The sequence below is a fragment of the Mycolicibacterium sp. TUM20985 genome (assembly GCF_030295745.1).
Taxonomy (GTDB): domain Bacteria; phylum Actinomycetota; class Actinomycetes; order Mycobacteriales; family Mycobacteriaceae; genus Mycobacterium.
In genome coordinates this window covers 3,954,879-3,976,066 of the sequence record NZ_AP027291.1, presented here as the reverse complement: position 1 = coordinate 3,976,066, position 21,188 = coordinate 3,954,879, and the positions used below count along the sequence as shown (strand labels likewise).

The window sequence follows — 21,188 nt, the reverse complement described above, 5'->3', positions numbered from 1 at the left end:
TGGTTTGATGCGGAAATATCATATTTTATGTTGGAGCTGGGACGCAGGAAGGACGGGTACGACGTGGCATTGCTCGAGGGACGGACCGCAGTGGTCACCGGCGGGGCGCAGGGAATCGGGTTCGCCATCGCCGAACGCTATGTCGCCGAGGGCGCCCGCGTGGTGCTCGGCGATCTCGACCTGCCCGCCACCGAAGCCGCGGTCGAGAAGTTGGGTGGACACGAGGTCGCGACGGCCGTGCGCTGCGACGTGACGAGGGCCGACGACGTGGAGGCACTCGTCGCGGCCGCGGTGGAGAGGTTCGGGAGCCTCGACGTGATGGTCAACAACGCCGGCATCACGCGCGACGCCACCATGCGCAAGATGACCGAGGAGCAGTTCGACCAGGTCATCTCGGTGCACCTCAAGGGGACCTGGAACGGCACCCGCAAGGCTGCAAACATCATGCGGGAGAACAAGAGTGGCGCGATCGTCAACATCTCGTCGATCTCGGGGAAGGTGGGCCTCATCGGCCAGACCAATTACTCCGCGGCGAAGGCAGGCATCGTCGGGCTGACCAAGGCGGCGGCCAAGGAGGTCGCCCATCTCGGCGTGCGGATCAACGCGATCCAGCCGGGTCTGATTCGATCGGCCATGACGGAGGCCATGCCGCAACGCATCTGGGACGCCAAGCTGGCCGAGATTCCGATGGCCCGGGCCGGCGAGCCCGCCGAAGTGGCGAACGTCGCGCTCTTCCTGGCCTCCGACCTCTCGTCGTACATGACCGGCACGGTGCTCGAAGTGACCGGCGGCAGACACATCTGATGGTGGACGCCCTGATCTGCGAGCCCGTCCGCACGCCCATCGGGCGGTACGGAGGCATGTTCACGTCCCTGACCGCCGTGGAACTCGGCGTCGCGGCCCTGCGCGGGTTGCTGGACCGCACGGGTGTCGCATCCGACGCCGTCGAGGACGTCATTCTCGGGCACTGTTATCCGAGTATGGAGGCGCCGGCGATCGGCCGGGTCGTGGCACTCGATGCGGGACTGCCGGTGACCGTGCCCGGCATGCAGCTCGATCGTCGTTGCGGTTCTGGGCTGCAGGCCGTGATTCAGGCGTGCATGCAGGTGAGCACCGGGCAGAACGAGCTCGTCGTCGCCGGCGGCGCGGAATCCATGACCAACGCCGTATTCCATTCGACGGACATGCGCTGGGGTGGGGCCAGGGGCGGGGTGAAGGTCCACGACGCTCTCAATCGTGGCCGGACGACGGCGGGGGGTAGGGATTACCCGGTGCCCGGCGGCATGATCGAGACCGCTGAGAATCTGAGGCGCCAGTACGGGATTGGGCGCGAGGAGCAGGACGAACTGGCCGTCACCTCGCATCGCCGAGCCGTGGCCGCGCAGCGGGACGGCCTGCTGGCCGACCAGATCATTCCCGTCACCGTGAGCAGCCGCGCCGGGGACGAGGTGATCGACACCGACGAACATCCGCGTGCGGACACCTCGGTGGAGTCACTGGGAAAGCTGAAACCGCTTCTTGGCAAGCAGGATTCGGAAGCCACCGTGACGGCGGGTAACGCGAGCGGGCAGAACGACGCGGCGTCGATGTGCCTGGTGGCCACGCGTGCGAAGGCTACCGAGTTGGGCCTGAAGCCCCTCGTGCGGCTGGTGTCCTGGGGTGTCGCGGGGGTGCCGCCCAACGTGATGGGCATCGGCCCGGTGCCGGCGACTGAGGTGGCGTTGGGCAACGCTGGACTGCGCCTCGCCGACATCGATCTGATCGAACTCAACGAGGCATTCGCCGCGCAGGCGCTGGCGGTGATACGGGAGTGGAAGTTCACGCCAGCCGACCTCGATCGCACCAACGTGCAGGGCTCGGGCATCTCGCTCGGTCACCCCGTGGGAGCGACCGGCGGCCGGATGCTCGCGACGCTCGCGCGCGAGATGCGAAGGCGCGACGCCCGCTACGGGCTGGAGACCATGTGGTTCGGCGGGGGCCAGGGGCTCGCAGCCGTGTTCGAGAGGGTTGCGGAATGAGCAAGCTCGCCCAGACGGCCGGCCTCACCGAGGTGCAGACCGAGATCGTCGCCACCGTGCGTCAGTTCGTCGACAGGGAGGTCATTCCGCACGCCCAGGAACTCGAGCACGCCGACGCCTATCCGCAGGCGATCGTCGACAAGATGTGCGAGATGGGCCTGTTCGGGCTGATGATCCCCGAGGAGTACGGGGGGCTGGGGGAGTCGCTGCTCACCTATGCGCTGTGCGTCGAGGAGTTGGCCCGCGGCTGGATGAGTGTGTCCGGTGTGATCAACACGCACTTCATCGTTGCGTACATGATCCGCCAGCACGGCACCGATGAGCAGAAGCAGCGCTTCCTGCCCCGGATGGCGACCGGTGAAGTCCGTGGCGCCTTCTCGATGTCCGAGCCGGAGCTGGGATCCGACGTGGCGGCCATCCGCACCAGGGCCGTGCGCGACGCCGAGGGTGACTACACGATCAACGGCCAGAAGATGTGGCTCACCAACGGGGGCAGCTCCACACTCGTTGCCGCACTGGTGAAGACCGATGAGGGGGCCGACAAACCGCACCGCAACCTCACCGCGTTCCTGATCGAGAAGCCGGCTGGTTTCGGCGAGGTGCTGCCCGGGCTGGTGATCCCCGGCAAACTCGACAAACTGGGGTACAAGGGCATCGACACGACCGAGCTGCTCTTCGACGGCTACCGGGCCGACGCCGCCGACGTGCTGGGCGAGCAGCCGGGGCAGGGTTTCTTCCAGATGATGGACGGCGTCGAGGTCGGCCGGGTGAACGTCTCGGCCCGCGCCTGCGGGGTCAGCATCCGGGCCTTCGAGCTGGCCATCCGGTACGCACAGCAGCGCAGCACGTTCGGCAAGCCCATCGCGGAGCACCAGGCCATCGCGTTCCAGCTCGCCGAGATGGCGACCAAGGTGGAGGCCGCCCACTTGATGATGGTGCACGCGGCCCGGCTGAAGGATTCGGGCGAGCGCAACGACGTGGCGGCCGGAATGGCGAAATACCTTGCGAGCGAATATTGCTCGGAGGTCACCGAGCAGAGCTTCCGCATTCACGGTGGGTATGGCTACTCGAAGGAGTACGAGATCGAGCGGCTGATGCGCGATGCGCCGTTCCTGTTGATCGGTGAGGGCACCAGCGAGATTCAGAAGACGATCATCAGCAAGAGCCTGCTGCGTGAGTACCAGCTCTGACCCGGGTTTCGCGGCCCGCCCGCAACTCGCTGACGACGTCGCCCGTTTCGTCCGGCGGCGCATCTTCGACGGCACCTACCGTGCGGCTGAGTATCTGCGGCTCGACCAACTCGCAGTAGAGCTCGGTATCAGCGTGACGCCCGTGCGCGAGGCGCTGCTGAACCTTTGTGCGGAGGGGCTTCTGGTACAGCAGCCGCGGCGCGGTTTCATCGTCCAAGAGCTCACGGCCCAAGACATGGCCGACGTCGCCAACGTGCAGGCCTTCATCGGTGGTGAACTCGCTGCGCGAGCCGCCCAGACGATCTCCGACGAACAGCTCTCGAACCTGCGCGCCATTCAGGATGAGCTCGAAGAGGCCTATGGCGGCGGAGATCTCGATCGCACGGTTCGGCTGAACCACGAGTTCCACCGGCTGATCAACGTGGTGGCGGACTCGCCGAAGCTCACCCAGTTCATGTCGGGCATCACGCGCTACGCGCCCGAGTCGGTCTTCCCGACGCTGTCCGGGTGGCCGAAACAGTCGACGAGGGACCACCGTCGCGTGCTCGCCGCATTCGAGCGGCGCGACGCCGACGGCGCGCGGTCGGCCATGGCGGAGCACTTCACCGTCGGGGTGGCGCCGCTGACCGAGCACCTCGTCGCGCGCGGCGTCATCGTCTAGCGGGGTGCGGCATCACGGGGTGCGGCACCGCCTACCCATCGCGATACACTCTCTGTTAGTTTTGTAACGTAGTGAACGCCCAACACCGAGGTCGTGAGATATGTCAACACCTGTCATCGTCGGAGCGGTCCGGACCGCGATCGGCCGCTCGTTCAAGGGCGCCCTGGTCAACACACCCCCCGAGACCCTCATCACCGCGGTCCTGCCCGAGGTCGTCCGCAGGTCCGGCATCGACCCTGCGGACATCGACGACATCATCTTCGCCGAATCGCACTACGGCGGCGGTGACCTCGCTCGCTACGCCGCCGACGCGACCGGGATGTCGCACGTACCCGGACAGTCGGTCAACCGGCACTGTGCGGGCAGCCTCACGGCCATCGGCAACGCCTCCGCACAGATCGGTTCCGGGATGGAACGCGTGCTGATCGCGGGCGGCGTGCAGTCACTGTCGATGACGCCGCTGACGAACTGGCGCATCCCCGGCCCTGAGCTCAAGTTCGAGGAGCGGTGGATGCCGCCGACCCACGTCGAGACGCCCGATGCGCCAGCCAAGGACATGTCGATCACGGTGGGATGGAACACGGCACAGGCCATGGGCATCACCCGTGAGGAGATGGACGCCTGGGCGGCCCGTTCGCACCACCGCGCCATCGCCGCAATGGACGCGGGCAAGTTCCTCGACGAGATCCTCCCGCTGAAGATCGAGCTGCCGGACGGCTCGGTGATCGATTTCAGCGTCGACGAGCATCCCCGTCGCGACACCACCGTCGAGAAGCTCGCCGGGCTCAAGGTGCTGCACCCGGAGATCGAGGGCTTCTCGATCACGGCGGGCAACGCGAGCGGCACGAACGACGCATGTGCGGCCGTGGCCGTCGTCGACCGCGACTACGCGCTGGCCAAGGGCCTGTCGGTGATGGCCACCGTGAAGGCGTGGGGCGCCGCCGGAGTACCGCCGCGCGATACGGGGCTGGGCGCGGTGAAGGCGATCGGCAAGGTGCTCGACCGGGCGGGGCTGAAGCCGTCGGACATCTCACTGTGGGAGATCAACGAGGCCTTCGCCTCGGTCCCCATCGCGGCGTGCAAGGAGTACTGGCTCGACGAGGAGCTGGTGAACTTCTCCGGTAGCGGGTGCAGCCTCGGTCATCCGATCGCCGCGTCCGGTGCGCGCATGGTCACCACGCTGATCTATGAACTGCAGCGTCGCGGTGGCGGTATCGGCATGGCCGCGATGTGTGCCGGTGGCGGTCAGGGCGGCGCGGTCATCGTCGAGGTCTAAGGGCTGGAGATCCCAGGGCTGTCGGCGGCGCCTCGATCAGGCGTTCGGCGTTGTCCAGCAGGCAGGAGAGGCCGAACTCGAAGTTCTTCTCGTCGGAGGCACCGATCCGGTGGCCCGCCGCGGTGATCTCGGCCAGCAGCGGCGCGGTCTCGGCGTCGATGATCCGAGCTTCGTCGAACGCCTCCTCGGTGGATCGGTTCTTGTCGGAGAGGGGTTGCAGGACCACGGATCCGCGGACGTGCACCGAGACGGCCGAGTAGGTGTCGAAGGCGTCCCGTGCGGACAGCCCCGCTTCGACCAGGTTCTCGATCGCCTTCTCGACGGCGGCGGCGCCGACCTTGGCGGCCCGCGGGCTGAGGGCCGAGCGGATGAGGATCAGATCGCACAGAATGGGGTTGGCCAGGAACGTCTTTCGCATCACGCGGGCATGGTTGCCGAGCGTCTCGCGCCAGTTCTCGGCCTCGACGTAGGGGGTCGCGAACACGTATTCCCTGAGTGCGCGGTCGGTCATGGCGTTGAGCAGATCGTCCTTCTTGCGGAAGTACCAGTAGATGCTCGTCACGCCCACGCCGAGATGCCTGCCCAGCAATGGCATGCTGAGGTTGTCGATCCCGACCGTCTCGGCGAGTTCGAAAGCGCCCTCGATGATGTCGCCGGGATTGATGGAGCCACGCACCCGGCGGACGCGCTTCTCGGTGGACGCGGGCTTGGACACCTGAGCCTCCCTACCGGGCGAGTCGGGGAACGATACCGTGAACCTTACCGGTAGCCATCCGATAACCTGGCCATCGAACCTCCTCCAGTAGGTTGCACCGGCGCCGTCTGGCGCATTCGAAGGACGAGAGAGGCAACGTGGCCGACGAAGTTCTGACCGAGCGCCAGGGGCGCACGATCGTCATCACCATCAACCGGCCGGAGGCGCGCAACGCCTTCAATCTGGCCGTCGCGCAGGGACTCGCGGACGCGATGGACGAACTCGACGACACGCCTGAGTTATCGGTCGCGATCGTCACGGGGGCCGGTGGCAACTTCTGCGCCGGCATGGATCTCAAGGCGTTCATGGCTGGTGAGGTGCCCTCGATTCCGGGTCGTGGCATCGGTTTCACCGAGCGCCCGCCACGCAAGCCGGTGATCGCCGCCGTGGAGGGTTATGCCCTCGCCGGAGGCACCGAGATCGTGTTGGCGACCGACCTGGTGGTGGCGTCGAAGGTCGCCAAGTTCGGCATCCCCGAGGTCAAGCGGGGCCTGGTGGCGGCCGGTGGCGGATTACTGCGACTGCCGCACCGGATTCCCTACCAGAAGGCGCTCGAGCTCGCGTTGACCGGTGAGAGCTTCACCGCTGAACAGGCCGCCCAGTGGGGATTCGTCAACGTCCTGACCGAACCCGGTGAAGCGCTCGCGGGGGCATTGGCTCTCGCCGAGCGCATTTCGGCCAACGGTCCGCTGGCAGTGGCGGTGACGAAGGAGGTCATCGTCAAGTCCGCCGGGTGGAGCGAAGACGAGATGTGGCGCAAGCAGCAGGAACTCATCATGCCGGTGTTCGCTTCGAAGGACGCCATGGAGGGTGCGACGGCGTTCGCGGAGAAGCGGGCGCCGAACTGGACGGGTTCCTGACGCGCCGATCATCACGAGGGAGCCGAAAGATGGCGACGGCGAAGGAAGCCCGCGAGTGGGCGCGGCACGGGTTGCGGGGCATCGGCGACTCGCTCTACACACCGTTCTGCGGAACCGACGGCGATGACATCGACTGGGATGCCTACCGCACGCTGATTCGTTATTGCGTTGGTGAGCTCGGCCACGAAATGCTTTGGTGCACCAGCGGATTGGCAGAGTTCTGGGCGCTGACGCTCGACGAGCGCAAACGACTGCTCGACGTGGCGATCGCCGAGGCCCGTGCGGCGAATCCCGATGTGGTGATCCAGTCCTGCACCACGGCCACCGCGGCGAAGGACTGCCTCGAGCTGACCCTGCATGCGCAGGAGGCGGGCGCCGACATCGTGTACGTGCAGACGCCCATGATGGAGACGCACGGCGGCGAAGGGGTGCTCGCCTTCTTCCGTTACATCGCCGACCGCACCGACATCGCGCTCGGCATGTTCAACTCGCCGTCCTCGGGATACGTGCTGACGGCCGCGGAGAGTGCTCGCATCGCCGACGAGATCCCCGCGGTGTGCGCCACCAAGGAGGGCGCGTTCCGGCCCGCCAACAGTCGTCGGCTGCACGAGCTGGCTCCCGACCTGCAGATCTGGGAGTGCGACACCACCGTCTACCGCGCCGGGTGGCTGCGCGAGGGCATCGTGGGTCCCGCCCAACTCGGCACCGTGGGCTATCTGATGGAGACACCGCAGCGCCGGATCCTGCGCGAGTACTGGAATCTGGTGTGGGACGACAAGCTGATCGAAGCCATGGACTACGCGCGGGTGACGGGGATGGACCAGTTCGAGCTCGACCGGGGGTCCTGGTACACCTGCTACCCCGGGCGTCCGGACTACTTCACGCATTGGGCCGGCGCGTTCAAGTACGCGGCGTCGCTGCTCGGCCTACCGATCGGCGACTACCCACATTCCCGGCCCCCGCAGGCGGTCCTCCCCGATGCGGCGAAGGTCCAGATACGCAGTGCCTACCAGCGATTCGGATTGGTCGACGCATGACGGGTGACCGGTGATCGATCACAAGCCGACCTTCTGCCGGATCTGCGAGCCCCTATGCGGCATGGTCGCCACCGTCGAGGATGGCAAGCTGATCGAGCTGCGTCCCGACCGGGACCATCCGCTGTCGGCCGGTTTCGCCTGTCAGAAGGGCATCGCCTTCACCGAAGTGGTGAACGATCCCGACCGCGTCACCACACCCCTGCGGCGGAGCGAAGACGGATCGTTCGAGCCCGTCTCGTGGGAAGCTGCCATGCGTGATATCGCTCTGCGGTGCAACGATATTCATCAGCGGCATGGCTCGGGTGCGTTCGGTTGGTACATGGGCAATCCCGCGGCGTTCAGCTATTCGCACGTGCTCGGCGCGTTGACGTTCATCAAGGGAGTGGGACGCAGGAGTCACTTCTTCACGTCGTCCTCGCAGGACACCAGCAGCCGCCTGCTCGCCAGCCAGCTTCTGTACGGCTGGCCGATGTCGGTGCCCATTCCGGATCTGATGCGTACCGATCTGCTCGTCATGATGGGCGCCAATCCGGTGGTGTCCCATGGGAGTTTCCTGACCGCGCCGCGCATCAAGGACCGCATGCACGACGTCGTGAAGCGCGGCGGGCGGGTCGTGATCGTCGATCCCCGACGTTCGGAGACGGCCGCTCAGTTCGAGTGGCTGGGCATCGTGCCCGACGGAGACGCCTACCTTCTACTGTCCCTGCTGCAGGTGATGTTCGCCGATGGACTGGTGGACCGGGTGGCGGCGGCGGCCCAAGCGGACGGATTGGCCTGGCTCGAAGCACGATCCGGCCCCTTCACGCCCGAGGAGGCCGAGCGTCACACCGGCATCGAGCCGCAGGTGGTCCGAGCATTGGCCACCGACCTGGCGCAGACGCCGAGGGCGGCGGTGTACGGGCGACTCGGTACCTGCGTCGGGCGCCAGGGCACGTTGACGTCCTATCTCATCGACGCGGTCAACCTGGTGGCGGGCAACCTTGACCGGCCCGGCGGAAGTGTGTTCAGCACACTCGGGATACCCGGTCAGCGTTGGGGACTCGTCGCTATGGGTGCGGTCCTTCGCCGGGGTTATCGACGCAAGCGCACCCGCGTCGGGGGATTCCGAGCGGTCATCGGCGCGGAGCCGGCGGCATTGATGGCCAAGGAGATGTCGACCCCGGGCGATCGGCAGATCAAGGCGATGTTCATCGGCGCGGGCAACCCCGTCCTGTCCGTGCCCAACGGTGACGAGTTGGAGACTGCCCTAGAGGGAGTCGAACTCGCGGTCGGACTCGATCTGTACGTCAACGAGACCACCGCGCACTGCGACTACGTGCTACCGGTGACGACGATGTACGAGCGCGACGACTTCGCGTTGACGTTCCAGCAGTTTCAGGCGACACCGTTCCGTCAGGTCACCGACGCGGTCGTCGATCCTCCGGGAGAGGTTCGCACCGAGTGGGACATCGTTGCCGACGTGATGGCGAGGATGGCCCGGCGCACGCCCGTATTCGCGATCCTCGGGGCGGCCCGAAAGACGCTCGGAGCTTTCGGGTATCGGCTGGATCCCCGTGTGGTTGTGGACGGGATGATCCGGCTGTCGGACGGTGGCAACCGGTATGGCCTGCGGCGCGGCGGCCTGACCTTTCGACGTCTCAGTCGCTGGCATCCACACGGTGTCGTCGTCGCGGAACACATCAAGACTCCGGTTCTTGGCGAAGTGGTGGTGTACCGCCATGGCCGGGCCCGACTCGCCCACGACGACATCGCGGCCGAAATCACCGCCATGGTCGGCCGCGGCCAGTCCCCGGAGTACCCGATGCGGATGATCGGCATGCGCGAGCCCCGTTCGGAGAATTCGTGGATGCACAACACGCCGCTGCTGATGCGTGGGGCAGAACGCAGCGGGCGGTCATGCACGTCGATGACGCCGCGGACCGGCTGATCGCCGATGGCGACACGATCGCCGTCAGTTCGGCACACGGCCGGATCGCGCTACCGGTCTCGCTCACGGAGGGCATCGTCCGCGGCACGGTCGCGATTCCTCACGGGTGGGGCCACAAGGGAAGCGGTGGTTGGCAATTGGCCAATCAGACGGCGGGGGTGAACGTCAATCAGCTGATGTCCAGCGATCCTTCCGAGATGGAGGCGCTGGCGGGTATGTCGTGGCTCACCGGAGTGCCAGTCCAGGTGGGGCCCGCCCAGCGCTGAGGTACCCGCGATCGCCGTGACCGCTCGCGATTCCTCACGGCTGGTGCGCGAGCAGTTTGATCATCAGACCGTTGGCCTCGCTCAATACGGTGCCGTCGGGATCGGTCATGGTCGCGGTGATGAAGGCCTTCCGACCGTCGATCCGGTCGATGCGGCCCCGACTGATCAGCGGGGTGTCGATCGGGGTGACAGCGCGGTAGTCGACGTGCAGATAGGCGGTGCGGCTGATCGGTCGGCCCGCCGCCGAGACGATCATGCCGAAGTGCCCGTCGTAGAACAGGGGTATCACCCCGCCGTGAACCGCCATGTTGCCGCCCACGTGGAAACGGCTGAAGTGCCCCTTCATGGTGACGCCGTCCTCACCGAACTCCGCAATCGTCCATGGGGGCATGAGGGGATGCCCGAGCCCGGGGAGTTTGATCGCCCTGCCCGCCGGGGCTTGCCCGTCCGGGACTTGGAAGCCCTCGAGTTGGGCGCAGACCCGTTCGATCTGTTCGGCCGTGGTGGTCCACACTCCGGCGTCCGGGTTGGTCGACACCGCGAGATCCTGCAGACGCCGGACCGCGTCGGCGAAGCGGCCCAGTTCCGGTGGAGCCTCGACGGGTTTCAGCTCGGGGAAGCCGCGCGTCTCCGTCACGGTGTGCACCATCCGGCGAGGAGTTCGCCGGTGTGGCGATCGTGCGCAATCTTCACGGCGGAGTCCTCCCGGCTTGAAGCGATTACTGTAAGCGTGACGGTAACACGGCGGGGGATGGACCGGGTCAACCGTCGACCCCCCGTGTTCCCGAGGATCCGTAGTCTCGAATGATCCTGTCGCGCACGGCCCTAAGGTCATCGTCGAATGGATGGTCGTCGCCGAAGACCATCCATTGGTGGGCGACACCGAGGCCGGCGGTGCTGATGTCGATCGTGGCGGACTCCACGTCGACGTCTGCACGGACCGAACCGTCGGCAATCCCGGCCCGGATGCCCATGGTGACGGTCTCGACGCTGCCGCTCAGCCACTCCTGAAGCCTGCCGCGCACCGGCGAGGCCGACTTCACCGCCTCGAACGTCAGCATGAACATGGCGCGCAGGAACTCACGGTCCTCGGCGTAGAGGGCGAGGCTGCGGTCGAAGTGCGCCACGGCTCGGCGGAGCCCGTCCCCATCCACGTCCCCATCGAACCTGGCGTCGTAGGTACTCCTGAACAGGACGTCGAGGATCGCGTCCTTGCCGCCGTAGCGGGCGTGCACCATGGCCCGGCTGTAGCCGGCGCGACGCCCGATCTCCGCGGCTGTGGTTGCCTCCCAGCCCTTTTCGGTGATCAGCTGCGCCGTGGCCTGAACCAACCTATGAGCGGACGCCTCGACGCGCTGGGGCTGGGTGAGGCCGCGGGCAGGGGAGGGCACCCTTGCATATTAGACGCTCGACAATTAACTTGATGGTCGCCCGACTCGGGGGTTCGCCACGAACGCCAGGTACGGCGAGACGGAAACGACGAAGGTGGTTCGATGACCAGCCCGGCACGGACCGCCCGCGAGGTGGTCGAGGCGTACAACTTGGTGGTGTGGAACGAGCGGGACTTCGCACTTGCCGAGGAACTGATGGGTGAGACCGTGACGAGGCACGACGTCGGCGAGGCAACGGTGCTCACGCACGCGCAGGCCGTCGCCCGCATCGTGGACCACTGGGACATGTTCACGGCGATCCGCTTCGATCTCAACCTCGTCGTGGCAGGCGATGACGGCGAGCACGTCGCAGTCGTCTATCAGTCCCCGATGGAGCTCAAGGATGGCACCAAGGCCGACATCGCAAGTATGGAGATCTTCAGGGTCGTGGACGGTCGAATCATCGAAGTCTGGAATTGTGGCTACAAGCAAGGGGTTTGGGCATGACGCGCGTGTTGGACGAATTGGGGTACTACCTACTGGCCGGCGCCGGCGGTGAGGGCCCGGCATCGCTGATGGACGAAGCTCGGCGTGGCGAGGAGCTCGGCTTCGGAACCGCCTTCATCTCGGAGAGATGGAACGTCAAGGAGGCCTCGTCGTTGGTCGGTGCGGCCTGCGCGGTGACCAACCGCATGCAGATCGCCACCGCTGCAACCAATCACAACACCCGGCATCCCCTGATCACCGGATCGTGGGCCACCACCATGCACCGGTTGTCCGGTGGCCGCTTCACGCTCGGCATCGGTCGGGGAATCGCGGCGATGTACGACGCGTTCGGGGTGCCCGCGGTCACCACGGCCCAGATGGAGGACTTCGCGCAGATCATGCGCAAGCTCTGGCACGGCGAGGTGGTGATCGGCCACGACGGGCCGATCGGCAAGTATCAGGTGCTGTTCCTCGATCCCGACTTCGATGAGGACATCAGATTGGGTCTCGTCGCCTTCGGCCCGCAGACGCTGGCCTTGGGTGGACGTGAGTTCGACGACGTCATCCTGCACACCTACTTCACCCCGGAGACCGTGCAGCGCAGCGTCAAGATCGTCAAGGACGCCGCCGAGCAGGCGGACCGAGATCCTGCCAGCGTCAAGGTGTGGTCCTGCTTCGCCACCGTCGGCGATCACCTGCCCGAGGAGTTGCGGCTGAAGAAGACGGTCGCGCGACTCGCCACCTATCTGCAGGGGTACGGCGACCTGCTGGTGTCCACCAACGGCTGGGATCCGGCGGTGCTGCAACGCTTTCGGGAGGATCCCGTGGTGACGTCCGTGCCCGGCGGTATCGACCACAAGGCGACGGCCGAGCAGATCCAGCACATCGCGACGCTGATCCCCGACGAGTGGCTCGAACCGTCTGCAACCGGATCGGCGCAACAGTGCGTCGAGCGCATCCGCAAGGAATTCGACTACGGCGCGGACTCGGTCATCATGCACGGCGCCACGCCCGACGAGTTGGAGCCGATCGTCGCGGCGTACCGGGCGTAGGCGTCAGCAGCAGCGTGGTTGGACCTCGGACGTGCGGTAGCGCATCCGCCAATAGTCCCGTTCGGACATCACGGGTTCGCCGGGATGGGTGCGCGTACGGTGCGCGACGTAGCGCCGATAGTGGTTGTCACCCATCAGTGAGCTCCAGTACCAACCGATCTGGCGGCCGATTGCGGTAACGCGTCCCATTGCTTCTGCACCTCCTTCTCTGCGGCGGTCGGGATCAAGCCCGACGGTGCGAAGATCTGCGACGGTACGGGCTCCTCCTCGCTGAGGGGACGACCGCCGCCCCGAATCGCCTTGAGTGCCACCGCGACTCCGGCCGCCACCACGACGCACACCAGGATGGCGAACAGTATCGACAGGGTGCCCTGGATGAACGTGTTGCGAATGACGGCGTCGAGCTGACCGGCATCCTTGGCCGCGCCGAACGCCGTCTTGCCCGCATCCTTGGCGTCGCGGTACTGGAAGTGCTGGGTCCAGTAGCCGACCTTCGGATCGCCGGAGAAGATCTTCTGCCATGAGGCGGTCATCGTCACGATCAGGTCCCAGGCGAGCGGAATACCTGGAATCCAGGCCCATTTCAGGAGCCCGCGTTTGATCACCACGACCGTGACGAGCGTCAGCGCGATGGCGGCCAGCAGCTGGTTGGCGATGCCGAACAACGGAAACAGCGTATTGATCCCACCCAGGGGATCGGTGACGCCCATCAACAGAATGCTGCCCCACGCGGCCACCACGATGATGCTGCAGATCCACGCACCGATGCGCCAGCTCGGATTGCGCAACTTCTTCAGCGGCCCACCGAAATTGGCCAGGCCGTCGGACAGCATGAACCGCGCGACTCGGGTGCCCGCGTCGACCGTGGTCAGGATGAACAGGGCCTCGAACATGATCGCGAAGTGGTACCAGAACGCCTTGAGGCCCGTCCCGCCGAAGACCTGGTGCAGCACCTCGGACATGCCGAATGCCAGGGTGGGCGCGCCCCCCGTGCGCGACACGATCGTCTCCTCGCCGACGCTCTGGGCCGCGGCGGTGATCTCGTCCGCGGTGATGTCCTGGCCGGACAGACCCAGTCCGTTGACGTACTCGGCCGCCGTCTGCGCAGTGGTACCGGTGGACGCGGTGGGCGCGTTCATCGTGAAGTACAGATGCTGGTTGATGATGGCCGCGGTGATGAGCGCCATGATCGCGACGAACGACTCGGTCAGCATGCCGCCGTAGCCGATCAGCCGCATCTGGCTTTCCTTCTCCAACAACTTCGGGGTGGTGCCCGAGGAGATCAGCGAGTGGAAGCCGGACAGCGCGCCGCAGGCGATCGTGATGAACAGGAACGGGAACAACGAACCGGCGAACACCGGCCCGGTGCCACTGGAGGCGAACGTCGAGACCGCGGGGGCCTCCATGACCGGCCGGGCGACCACGATGCCGATGGCCAGTAGGACGATGGTCCCGACCTTCATGAACGTGGACAGGTAGTCCCGAGGCGCCAGCAGCAGCCACACCGGCAACACCGACGCGGCCAAGCCGTAGATGATGATGCACCACGACAACGTCACCTTCGAGAGCGTGAACCAGTCCACGCCCCAAGCGGTTCCGGCCACCCAGCCGCCGGAGACCACCGCGAGCAGCAGCAGCACGACACCGATCACCGAGACCTCGGACACCCGGCCCGGCCGCAGGAACCGGAGGTACAGACCCATGAAGATGGCGATCGGGATGGTCATGGCGATCGAGAACACGCCCCACGGGCTCTCGGCGAGCGCGCCGACGACCACCAGCGCCAAGACCGCGAGCAGGATCACCATGATCACCAGCACGCCGACGATCGCGGCCACGCCACCGACGACGCCCAGTTCGTCGCGGGCCATTTGGCCCAGCGAGCGTCCGCGCCGCCGGACCGAGATGGACAGCACCAGGTAGTCCTGCACGCATCCGGCGAAGACCGCGCCAACGATGATCCAGATGGTGCCCGGCAGGTAACCCATTTGCATGGCCAGCACCGGACCGACCAGTGGGCCTGCGCCGGCGATCGCCGCGAAGTGGTGGCCGAACAGCACTCGCCGGTCGGTGGGCATGTAGTCGGTGGCGTTCTCGAGCACCTCGGCCGGCGTGGCGTCACCATCGCGGGGCTTGACGATCTTCATCTCGATGAGACGGGCGTAGAAGCGGTATCCGATGACGTACGTGCACACCGCCGCCACGACGAACCAGACCGCGTTGACGGTCTCGCCGCGGAAGAACGCGATCATCGCCCACGCCACCGCGCCCACGACGGCGATGGCGGCGAAGATGGCCTTGTGTTTGGCGGTGATCGGCGACCGGTCGATGATCGCTACCGGCGGTAGGTCGGCATCCGTGCGGACGAAGGTGATGTCGCCGTCGATCTCCTCGGTGAAACCGGACGTGGTGGGGGTGGCCATGGGTCCGATCCTTTCACCGCGGGCATTGCGGTTTGGCGAAACGCGCCCATTCGTTCAGGTCTCGTACAGAGTCCGGACGGTATCGATGGTGTCCGCCTCGGCAGGGCCCTTGTCGTCGCGGTAGCGCAGCACGCGCGCGAAGCGCAGGGCCATGCCGCCGGGGTAGCGCGTCGACGTCTGCACGCCGTCGAGGGCGATTTCGACGACCTGTTCCGGTCGCAGGTTCACCACATAGCCATTGGTTGGACCGTCGGCGAGTTCGAGGAACCGGCTGGTCTGCCACTCCAGCATCGTGTCGGTCATGCCCTTGAACGTCTTGCCCAGCATGACGAATCCGCCCGTCGCCGGGTCGCGGGCGCCGAGGTGGATGTTGGAGAGCTTGCCGGTGCGCCGGCCGGAGCCCCACTCGACTGCCAGCACGACGAGGTCGAGGGTGTGCACCGGTTTGACCTTGAGCCAGCCGGCTCCCCGTCGGCCCGCCTCGTAGGCCGCCGTCGGCGACTTCGCCATGACTCCCTCGTGCCCGGCCTGCAGGGTCGCCGCGAGGAACGCGGCCGCGAACTCGCCGTCGGAGGTGTCGACTCGGTCGACGCGCTGCGCGGCGGGCACGAGCGCATCGAGGGCGGCGAGGCGCTCCGTGGTCGGCAGGTCGAGCAGATCGGTCCCAGCGAGATGCAACAGGTCGAAGAAGAACACCGACAGGGGTTGGGCGGCGCGCGCCGCCTCGACGTCGGCGGTGCGGTCACGGGCGCCCCGGCCTCCGCCGCGCCCGAACCGCGAGGCCGTCACCTGGAAGCGTTGCGGTCGACCGTCGGGACGCAGCGCGATCGCCTCGGCGTCGGCGATGAACTCGCCGACCGGGAGGGCGAGGGCGGCGTCGACCACCTCGGGAAGCCGCGCCGTCACGTCGTCGAGGCTGCGGGTGTAGATCGACACACTGTCACCGGCCCGGTGGATCTGAACCCGAGCGCCGTCGAGCTTGGCTTCGAATATTGCTGTCCCGCCCAGCTTTTCAAGCGCATCCCGGACGCCAGTCGCCGTCTGCGCGAGCATGGGCCCCACCGGGCGCCCGACCCGCAGGGTGAACTCGGCCAGCGCCGCCCTGCCGTGGGTCAGCGCAGCCGACGCGACGGCGGGCAGGTCGCCGTTCAGCATCGCTGCCCGTCGCACCTCGGCCGCGGGAACGCCGGCGGCCTTGGCCACCGCGTCCGCCATCACGCCGACGAGGGCGCCTTGGCGCAGCTCCCCGCTGAGCAGACGGCGCAGGAACGTCTGCTCGATGTCGGTCGCCGCCGAGAACAACTCGGTCAGCAACGCAGACCGGCGCTGTTGTGAGCCCGTGCCCGCGACGAGCCCGATCTCGCTGAACGTGGCGTGGACGCCGGCGACGGTCAGCGAGGGCTCCGTGGCGGCGGGCGGCATGGCGCGCAGAGCAGCCCAGCCCACGCCGATCTGCCGCTGGGGCAACTCGCCTGAGAGCCAGGCGACGACGACGGCGACCAGATCGGGATCGGATTCCTCGGCGGCCGCGGCCAGCAGGTCCGCGAGGCGACTGGTCTTGGCCAGCCGCGCCGAGGTGGCTCCAACTTCGACGGATGCAGAGGCGACGGAGACGAGCAGCACGATCAGGCGACGTCGAAGCTCACCGAGTGCCACCCGGTCGCGCCGTCGGGGACCACGTCGGCGGTGTCCGAGGTCTGTACGGCACCGGTGCCATCGGTGGCGCGCACGGACATGAGGTGTGAACCAGAGTCGTTGGCCTGCCACGGGAAACTCCACAGCCGCCAGGTGTCCTTGGAATAGCTGGCCCCGAGTTGCGCCTGCTCCCAAGGTCCTTCGTCGATGCGCACCTCGACGGCCTTGATGCCCCGCTGCTGCGCCCAGGCCACGCCGCCGAACGTCACCGGCCCCTTGGGCACGACCTGTCCGGACTTGGGGACCTCGATCTTCGACGCGGTCTTGATGGGTCCGCGCGCCGACCACCCGAGTCGGGTCCAGTACGCCTCGGCGCGATCGAAACGGGTGAGCTCCAGATCGGTCACCCATTTGGTCGCGGAGACGTAGCCGTAGAGGCCGGGCACGACGAGTCGCGCTGGATAGCCGTGCTCGGAGGGCAGTGGAGCGTCGTTCATGCCGATCGCCAGCAGGGCGTCACGCTCGTCGGTGAGCGCCTCGACCGGGGTGCCTGCGGTGAACCCGTCGATCGACGTCGACAGCACCATGTCGGCATCGGAGTGAATACCGGCTCCGGCCAACAGGTCTCGGACCCGGTACCCCGTCCACTTGGCATTGGAGATGAGGTCGCCGCCGATCGGGTTGGACACGCAGGTCAGCGTCACGATGCGTTGGATCGGCTGGAACCGTTGCAGGTCGTCGAAGGTGAGCGTGACCTCGCGGTCGACCATGCCGTGGATCCTCAGGCGCCAGTCGGCGCGGGTGAGCTGCGGCACGCTCAACGCGGTGTCGATGCGGTAGAAGTCGGCGTTCGGAGTGATGAACGGGGGCAGCGCCACTCCGGGCGGCTGGACCGACGGAGGCGGCGCGACGGGTACGTCCTGCGCGGGAGTCGGGAGGGTGAACGCGGTGCGGTCGCCAGCCACCGACGAGTTGAGCCGGTTGAGGACCGCGCCCGCAACACCTGCAACGGCACCCACGCCGATGAAGCCGAGGGTCACCAGGGACAGCCGTCGGCCCCGGTCGGGTGCGTCCACCGGTGCCGACGACTCCGCCGCACGGCGGGTGACGAGGAATCGCAGCACCAGCACGCCGCAGACCGTCCCGATCACGGTGGGTATCACGTCGAGCGGCGTGGCACCGGCCCGGCTGATGACGGCCGCGCAGCCGAGTCCGCCGGCGATGACGATCGCGATACCGCCGATGGGTCGGCGTCGGGTTTCGTATTGCCCGGCGAGCGAGGCGATTACGGCGATCACGACCAGCACGACGATGGAGAGCGCCAGCTTGTCGGACGTGCCGAAGAGTTGGATGGCCCACTCCTTGACCGGGCCGGGCGTCAGGTCGATGACGGCCGAGCCGATCGCGGTTCGGGAATCGGCCTGCGGGCCGAAGGGCACCGCGGTCAGTTGGGCCACGCCCAGCGCAACGGCCGCAGCCGCGATGCCGGTCAGACCGCTGGGACGAAGGTCGCTGGGCACATCGGGGCGGGTAGCCGTATCGGCCATGACGCCACGGTACCCACTTCGCCACCCGAAGGGCTTACGGGACGATGACGTCGGTTAGGTTGCTTTACAGTTCGACCTCGATCTGGAAAGGGAGCTAATGGAGATCTCGGGCAAGAAGGCGATCATCGTGGGTGGTGCATCCGGATTCGGACGAGCCACCGCGGAGGCGCTCGCCGCACGCGGGGCAAGCGTGGCGATCCTCGACCGGCCGCAATCCGAGGGCAGGGACGTCGCCGCCGGGATCGGTGCGACCTTTCACGAAGTCGACGTCACCGACTTCGCGGGCACCGAGAGCGTCCTGCAGCAGGCGATCGACGGGCTCGGTGGGCTGCACGTCATCGTCACCACCGCGGGCGGCGGCATCGGCGAGCGCACGATCAGCAAGAACGGCCCGCATCCTCTCGAGTCGTTCCGCGCGAGCGTCGACCTGAACCTGATCGGCACGTTCAACATCAGCCGCCTGGCCGCGTGGCAGATGAGCAAGCAGGAACCGGTCGATGACGAGGCCGAGGAGCGCGGTGTCATCATCAACACCGCGTCGATCGCCGCGTTCGAGGGTCAGATCGGGCAGGTGGCCTACACCGCGTCCAAGGCGGCGATCGCCGGGATGTGCCTGACCATGGCGCGCGATCTCGGCAGCCTCGGCATCCGGGTGCTGGCCATCGCCCCGAGCCTGTTCGCCACCGGCCTCACCAAGGGCATCCCCGACGAGTTCGCCAGCGCGCTGACCAAGGACGCGGCGTTCCCGAAGCGACTCGGCAAGCCGGAGGAGTACGCCAAGTTGGCGCTGGCGATCGTGGACAACCCGATGCTCAACGGCCAGTGCATCCGCCTCGACGCCGGTCAGCGCTTCGCCCCGAAGTAGCCTCCCGATAGGGTGATTTCGGCGCGGAAACAGTCGCCACGCGAACGTTTGCGCGCCGAAATCACGAAGAGGGAGGGGTCGCCCAATGGCTACCATCGCAACGCAGATCATCGCCGCGCTGACGCGCAGCGGGGTGCGCCGCGTCTATGGGCTGCCCGGTGACAGCCTCAACGGTTTCACCGACGCCATCCGCCGCTCGGACGAGGTCACGTGGGAACACGTCCGGCACGAGGAGACGGCGGCGTTCGCCGCGGCCGCCGATGCTGCGCTCACTGGACAGCTGGCCGTCTGCGCGGGCAGCTGCGGGCCCGGCAACCTGCATCTGATCAACGGGCTCTTCGACGCCCAGCGCTCCCGCGTGCCGGTGCTGGCCATCGCCGCGCACATCCCGCGAAGTGAAATCGGCTCGGAATACTTTCAGGAGACCCACCCGCAGGACCTCTTCGCCGAATGCAGCGTCTACTGCGAACTGGTCAGCACCCCGGAGATGGCGCCGCGCATCATCGAGATGGCGATGCGAGCCGCGATCGAGGAGCGCGGCGTCGCCGTGGTCGTCGTGCCTGGCGAGATCTTCCTTCGCACGCGGTGGAGTCCGGTTGGCTCACCAAGCCGATGCTGCCTACGCGGTCCGTCGTCCGGCCCGACGACGTGAGCCTGCGCCAGGCGGCCGAGATCCTCAACGCCGGTGAGCGCGTCACCATCCTCGGCGGCGCCGGGGTCGAGGGCGCGCACGACGAGCTGATCCGCCTGGCGGGCACGCTCAACGCGCCCGTCGTGCACGCGTTGCGCGGCAAGGAGTTCATCGAGTACGACAACCCGTACGACGTCGGCATGACCGGTTTGCTCGGATTCAGCTCCGGCTACAAGGCCATCAAGGAATCGGACACCCTGCTGATGCTGGGCACCGACTTTCCCTATCAGCAGTTCTATCCGGAGCAGGCCCGCATCATCCAGGTGGACGTCCGCGGCCGAAACCTGGGTCGTCGCACGCCAATCGACCTCGGGCTGGTGGGCACCGTCGCAGACACCCTGGCCGCGCTGCAACCCCTGCTGACGCAAAAGTCGTCGCGCGACCACCTCGACCGCTCGCTGCGCCACTACGCCAAGACCCGTAAGACGATGGACGGCTTGGCCGTCAACGACCGCGACCGCACTCCCATTCGCCCGGAATACGTTGCGGGACTTGCTGACCGACTGGCCTCCGACGACGCGGTGTTCACCGTCGACGTCGGCTCCCCGGTGGTATGGGCGGCCAGGTACCTGCGCATGAACGGCAGGCGCAGGCTGATCGGTTCGTTCAACCACGGCACCATGGCATGCGCGTTGCCCCATGCGATCGGCGCGCAGACGGCCTTCCCCGGCCGGCAGGTAGTCGCCCTCGCCGGCGACGGCGGCCTGACCATGCTGTTCGGCGAGCTGATCACGCTGCTGCAGAACGGGTTGCCGGTCAAGGTGATCGTCTTCAACAACTCGTCGCTGAACTTCGTGGAGCTGGAGATGAAGGCCGCCGGCATCGTGAACTTCGGCACCGAGCTCGTCAATCCAGATTTCGCCGCCGTCGGCCGTGCGCTCGGTGCGTTCGGTCGACGCGTCGAGCACCCTGGCGAACTGGAGCAGGCGCTGACCGACGCCTTCGCCCATGACGGGCCGGCGATCGTCGACGTGGTGACGGCCCGACAGGAGTTGTCGATCCCGCCGGCCATCAGTGCCGAGCAGGCCAAGGGCTTCTCGTTGTACGCGATCCGAACGATCATGGCGGGGCGTGCGGATGAGTTGCTCGATCTCGTCACCACCAACGTGTCGCGGCGACTGCTGGACTGA

The 21,188-nt window shown here is 67.1% G+C and carries 17 protein-coding genes and 2 pseudogenes; 12 read left to right on the top strand and 7 right to left on the bottom strand.

From position 1 onward, the window contains the following. The first annotated feature begins 27 nt into the window (after nucleotides 1–27). From fabG to QUE68_RS19440, 5 genes are all read left to right on the top strand, one after another. The gene (gene fabG / locus QUE68_RS19460; protein WP_286274280.1) at nucleotides 28–804 is read left to right on the top strand and encodes a 3-oxoacyl-ACP reductase FabG; all 777 of its coding nucleotides are present in this window, start codon (nucleotides 28–30) and stop codon (nucleotides 802–804) included. Beyond that, nucleotides 804–2,018, top strand: coding sequence for an acetyl-CoA C-acetyltransferase (locus tag QUE68_RS19455; protein ID WP_286274279.1), 1,215 nt, complete (start codon nucleotides 804–806; stop codon nucleotides 2,016–2,018). Before fabG ends, QUE68_RS19455 begins: the two co-directional genes overlap by 1 nt. Beyond that, complete coding sequence (locus tag QUE68_RS19450; RefSeq protein ID WP_286274278.1) at nucleotides 2,015–3,208, top strand: acyl-CoA dehydrogenase family protein; 1,194 nt, start codon at nucleotides 2,015–2,017, stop codon at nucleotides 3,206–3,208. Before QUE68_RS19455 ends, QUE68_RS19450 begins: the two co-directional genes overlap by 4 nt. Then, nucleotides 3,192–3,869, top strand: a complete 678-nt coding sequence (locus QUE68_RS19445; RefSeq protein WP_286274277.1) for a GntR family transcriptional regulator — start codon at nucleotides 3,192–3,194, stop codon at nucleotides 3,867–3,869. The genes QUE68_RS19450 and QUE68_RS19445 overlap by 17 nt, the downstream gene beginning before the upstream one ends. A 100-nt stretch (nucleotides 3,870–3,969) precedes the next feature. Continuing rightward, complete coding sequence (locus QUE68_RS19440; RefSeq protein ID WP_286274276.1) at nucleotides 3,970–5,145, top strand: thiolase family protein; 1,176 nt, start codon at nucleotides 3,970–3,972, stop codon at nucleotides 5,143–5,145. On the opposite strand, the gene QUE68_RS19435 is transcribed toward QUE68_RS19440, so the two are convergent. Then, a complete protein-coding gene (locus QUE68_RS19435) occupies nucleotides 5,129–5,860 on the bottom strand; it encodes a TetR/AcrR family transcriptional regulator (protein ID WP_286274275.1) in 732 nt (243 codons plus the stop codon). The two genes, QUE68_RS19440 and QUE68_RS19435, sit on opposite strands and share 17 nt — an antisense overlap. Nucleotides 5,861–5,997: 137 nt before the next feature. On the opposite strand from QUE68_RS19435, the gene QUE68_RS19430 reads away from it, so the two are divergent. The 3 genes and pseudogenes from QUE68_RS19430 (at nucleotide 5,998) to QUE68_RS19420 (ending at nucleotide 9,989) form a co-directional block, all read left to right on the top strand. Beyond that, nucleotides 5,998–6,759, top strand: coding sequence for a crotonase/enoyl-CoA hydratase family protein (locus QUE68_RS19430; protein WP_286274274.1), 762 nt, complete (start codon nucleotides 5,998–6,000; stop codon nucleotides 6,757–6,759). A 29-nt stretch (nucleotides 6,760–6,788) separates the two neighbouring features. Further along, a complete protein-coding gene (locus QUE68_RS19425) occupies nucleotides 6,789–7,796 on the top strand; it encodes a dihydrodipicolinate synthase family protein (protein ID WP_286274273.1) in 1,008 nt (335 codons plus the stop codon). Between the two features lie 61 nt (nucleotides 7,797–7,857). Next, a pseudogene (locus QUE68_RS19420) lies at nucleotides 7,858–9,989 on the top strand (molybdopterin-dependent oxidoreductase). Between the two features lie 34 nt (nucleotides 9,990–10,023). On the opposite strand, the gene QUE68_RS19415 reads toward QUE68_RS19420, so the two are convergent. Both QUE68_RS19415 and QUE68_RS19410 read right to left on the bottom strand, forming a co-directional pair. Beyond that, on the bottom strand, nucleotides 10,024–10,638 hold the full coding sequence (locus QUE68_RS19415; protein ID WP_286274272.1) for a PaaI family thioesterase: 615 nt from the start codon (nucleotides 10,636–10,638) through the stop codon (nucleotides 10,024–10,026). A 112-nt stretch (nucleotides 10,639–10,750) separates the two neighbouring features. After that, nucleotides 10,751–11,380 (bottom strand): TetR/AcrR family transcriptional regulator, encoded by a 630-nt coding sequence (locus QUE68_RS19410; RefSeq protein ID WP_286274271.1) that lies wholly within the window; start codon nucleotides 11,378–11,380, stop codon nucleotides 10,751–10,753. A 102-nt stretch (nucleotides 11,381–11,482) separates the two neighbouring features. On the opposite strand from QUE68_RS19410, the gene QUE68_RS19405 reads away from it, so the two are divergent. After that, complete coding sequence (locus tag QUE68_RS19405; protein ID WP_286274270.1) at nucleotides 11,483–11,866, top strand: nuclear transport factor 2 family protein; 384 nt, start codon at nucleotides 11,483–11,485, stop codon at nucleotides 11,864–11,866. After that, the gene (locus QUE68_RS19400) at nucleotides 11,863–12,897 is read left to right on the top strand and encodes a TIGR03857 family LLM class F420-dependent oxidoreductase (RefSeq protein WP_286274269.1); all 1,035 of its coding nucleotides are present in this window, start codon (nucleotides 11,863–11,865) and stop codon (nucleotides 12,895–12,897) included. The genes QUE68_RS19405 and QUE68_RS19400 overlap by 4 nt, the downstream gene beginning before the upstream one ends. Nucleotides 12,898–12,900: 3 nt before the next feature. Here the strand turns inward: QUE68_RS19400 and QUE68_RS19395 are convergent, their stop codons facing one another. The 4 genes from QUE68_RS19395 to QUE68_RS19380 are packed head-to-tail and all read right to left on the bottom strand — an operon-like array spanning nucleotide 12,901 to nucleotide 18,502. Further along, a complete protein-coding gene (locus QUE68_RS19395; protein WP_455012289.1) occupies nucleotides 12,901–13,032 on the bottom strand; it encodes a CstA-like transporter-associated (seleno)protein in 132 nt (43 codons plus the stop codon). Then, complete coding sequence (locus QUE68_RS19390; RefSeq protein WP_286274267.1) at nucleotides 13,032–15,320, bottom strand: carbon starvation CstA family protein; 2,289 nt, start codon at nucleotides 15,318–15,320, stop codon at nucleotides 13,032–13,034. The genes QUE68_RS19395 and QUE68_RS19390 overlap by 1 nt, the downstream gene beginning before the upstream one ends. A gap of 54 nt (nucleotides 15,321–15,374) precedes the next feature. Beyond that, complete coding sequence (locus tag QUE68_RS19385) at nucleotides 15,375–16,943, bottom strand: ATP-dependent DNA ligase (protein WP_286275874.1); 1,569 nt, start codon at nucleotides 16,941–16,943, stop codon at nucleotides 15,375–15,377. Between the two features lie 2 nt (nucleotides 16,944–16,945). Next, nucleotides 16,946–18,502 carry a molybdopterin-dependent oxidoreductase gene (locus QUE68_RS19380; RefSeq protein WP_284235622.1) on the bottom strand — a complete coding sequence of 519 codons (1,557 nt, stop codon included), beginning with the start codon at nucleotides 18,500–18,502 and terminating at the stop codon, nucleotides 16,946–16,948. 97 nt (nucleotides 18,503–18,599) lie between these two features. Here QUE68_RS19380 and QUE68_RS19375 point away from each other — a divergent pair, with 97 nt between their 5' ends. Next, nucleotides 18,600–19,367, top strand: a complete 768-nt coding sequence (locus tag QUE68_RS19375) for an SDR family NAD(P)-dependent oxidoreductase (RefSeq protein WP_284235623.1) — start codon at nucleotides 18,600–18,602, stop codon at nucleotides 19,365–19,367. A gap of 85 nt (nucleotides 19,368–19,452) precedes the next feature. Then, nucleotides 19,453–21,188, top strand: a pseudogene (gene poxB / locus QUE68_RS19370) (ubiquinone-dependent pyruvate dehydrogenase).

Bases quoted from the DNA above. Each gene is read 5' to 3' on its own strand.
- QUE68_RS19400 (WP_286274269.1), top strand. From the start codon at position 11,863: ATGACGCGCGTGTTGGACGAATTGGGGTACTACCTACTGGCCGGCGCC.
- QUE68_RS19455 (WP_286274279.1), top strand. From the start codon at position 804: ATGGTGGACGCCCTGATCTGCGAGCCCGTCCGCACGCCCATCGGGCGG.
- fabG (WP_286274280.1), top strand. From the start codon at position 28: ATGTTGGAGCTGGGACGCAGGAAGGACGGGTACGACGTGGCATTGCTC.
- QUE68_RS19415 (WP_286274272.1), bottom strand. From the start codon at position 10,638: ATGGTGCACACCGTGACGGAGACGCGCGGCTTCCCCGAGCTGAAACCC.
- QUE68_RS19425 (WP_286274273.1), top strand. From the start codon at position 6,789: ATGGCGACGGCGAAGGAAGCCCGCGAGTGGGCGCGGCACGGGTTGCGG.
- QUE68_RS19375 (WP_284235623.1), top strand. From the start codon at position 18,600: ATGGAGATCTCGGGCAAGAAGGCGATCATCGTGGGTGGTGCATCCGGA.
- QUE68_RS19390 (WP_286274267.1), bottom strand. From the start codon at position 15,320: ATGGCCACCCCCACCACGTCCGGTTTCACCGAGGAGATCGACGGCGAC.
- QUE68_RS19440 (WP_286274276.1), top strand. From the start codon at position 3,970: ATGTCAACACCTGTCATCGTCGGAGCGGTCCGGACCGCGATCGGCCGC.
- QUE68_RS19395 (WP_455012289.1), bottom strand. From the start codon at position 13,032: ATGGGTGACAACCACTATCGGCGCTACGTCGCGCACCGTACGCGCACC.
- QUE68_RS19380 (WP_284235622.1), bottom strand. From the start codon at position 18,502: ATGGCCGATACGGCTACCCGCCCCGATGTGCCCAGCGACCTTCGTCCC.
- QUE68_RS19405 (WP_286274270.1), top strand. From the start codon at position 11,483: ATGACCAGCCCGGCACGGACCGCCCGCGAGGTGGTCGAGGCGTACAAC.
- QUE68_RS19450 (WP_286274278.1), top strand. From the start codon at position 2,015: ATGAGCAAGCTCGCCCAGACGGCCGGCCTCACCGAGGTGCAGACCGAG.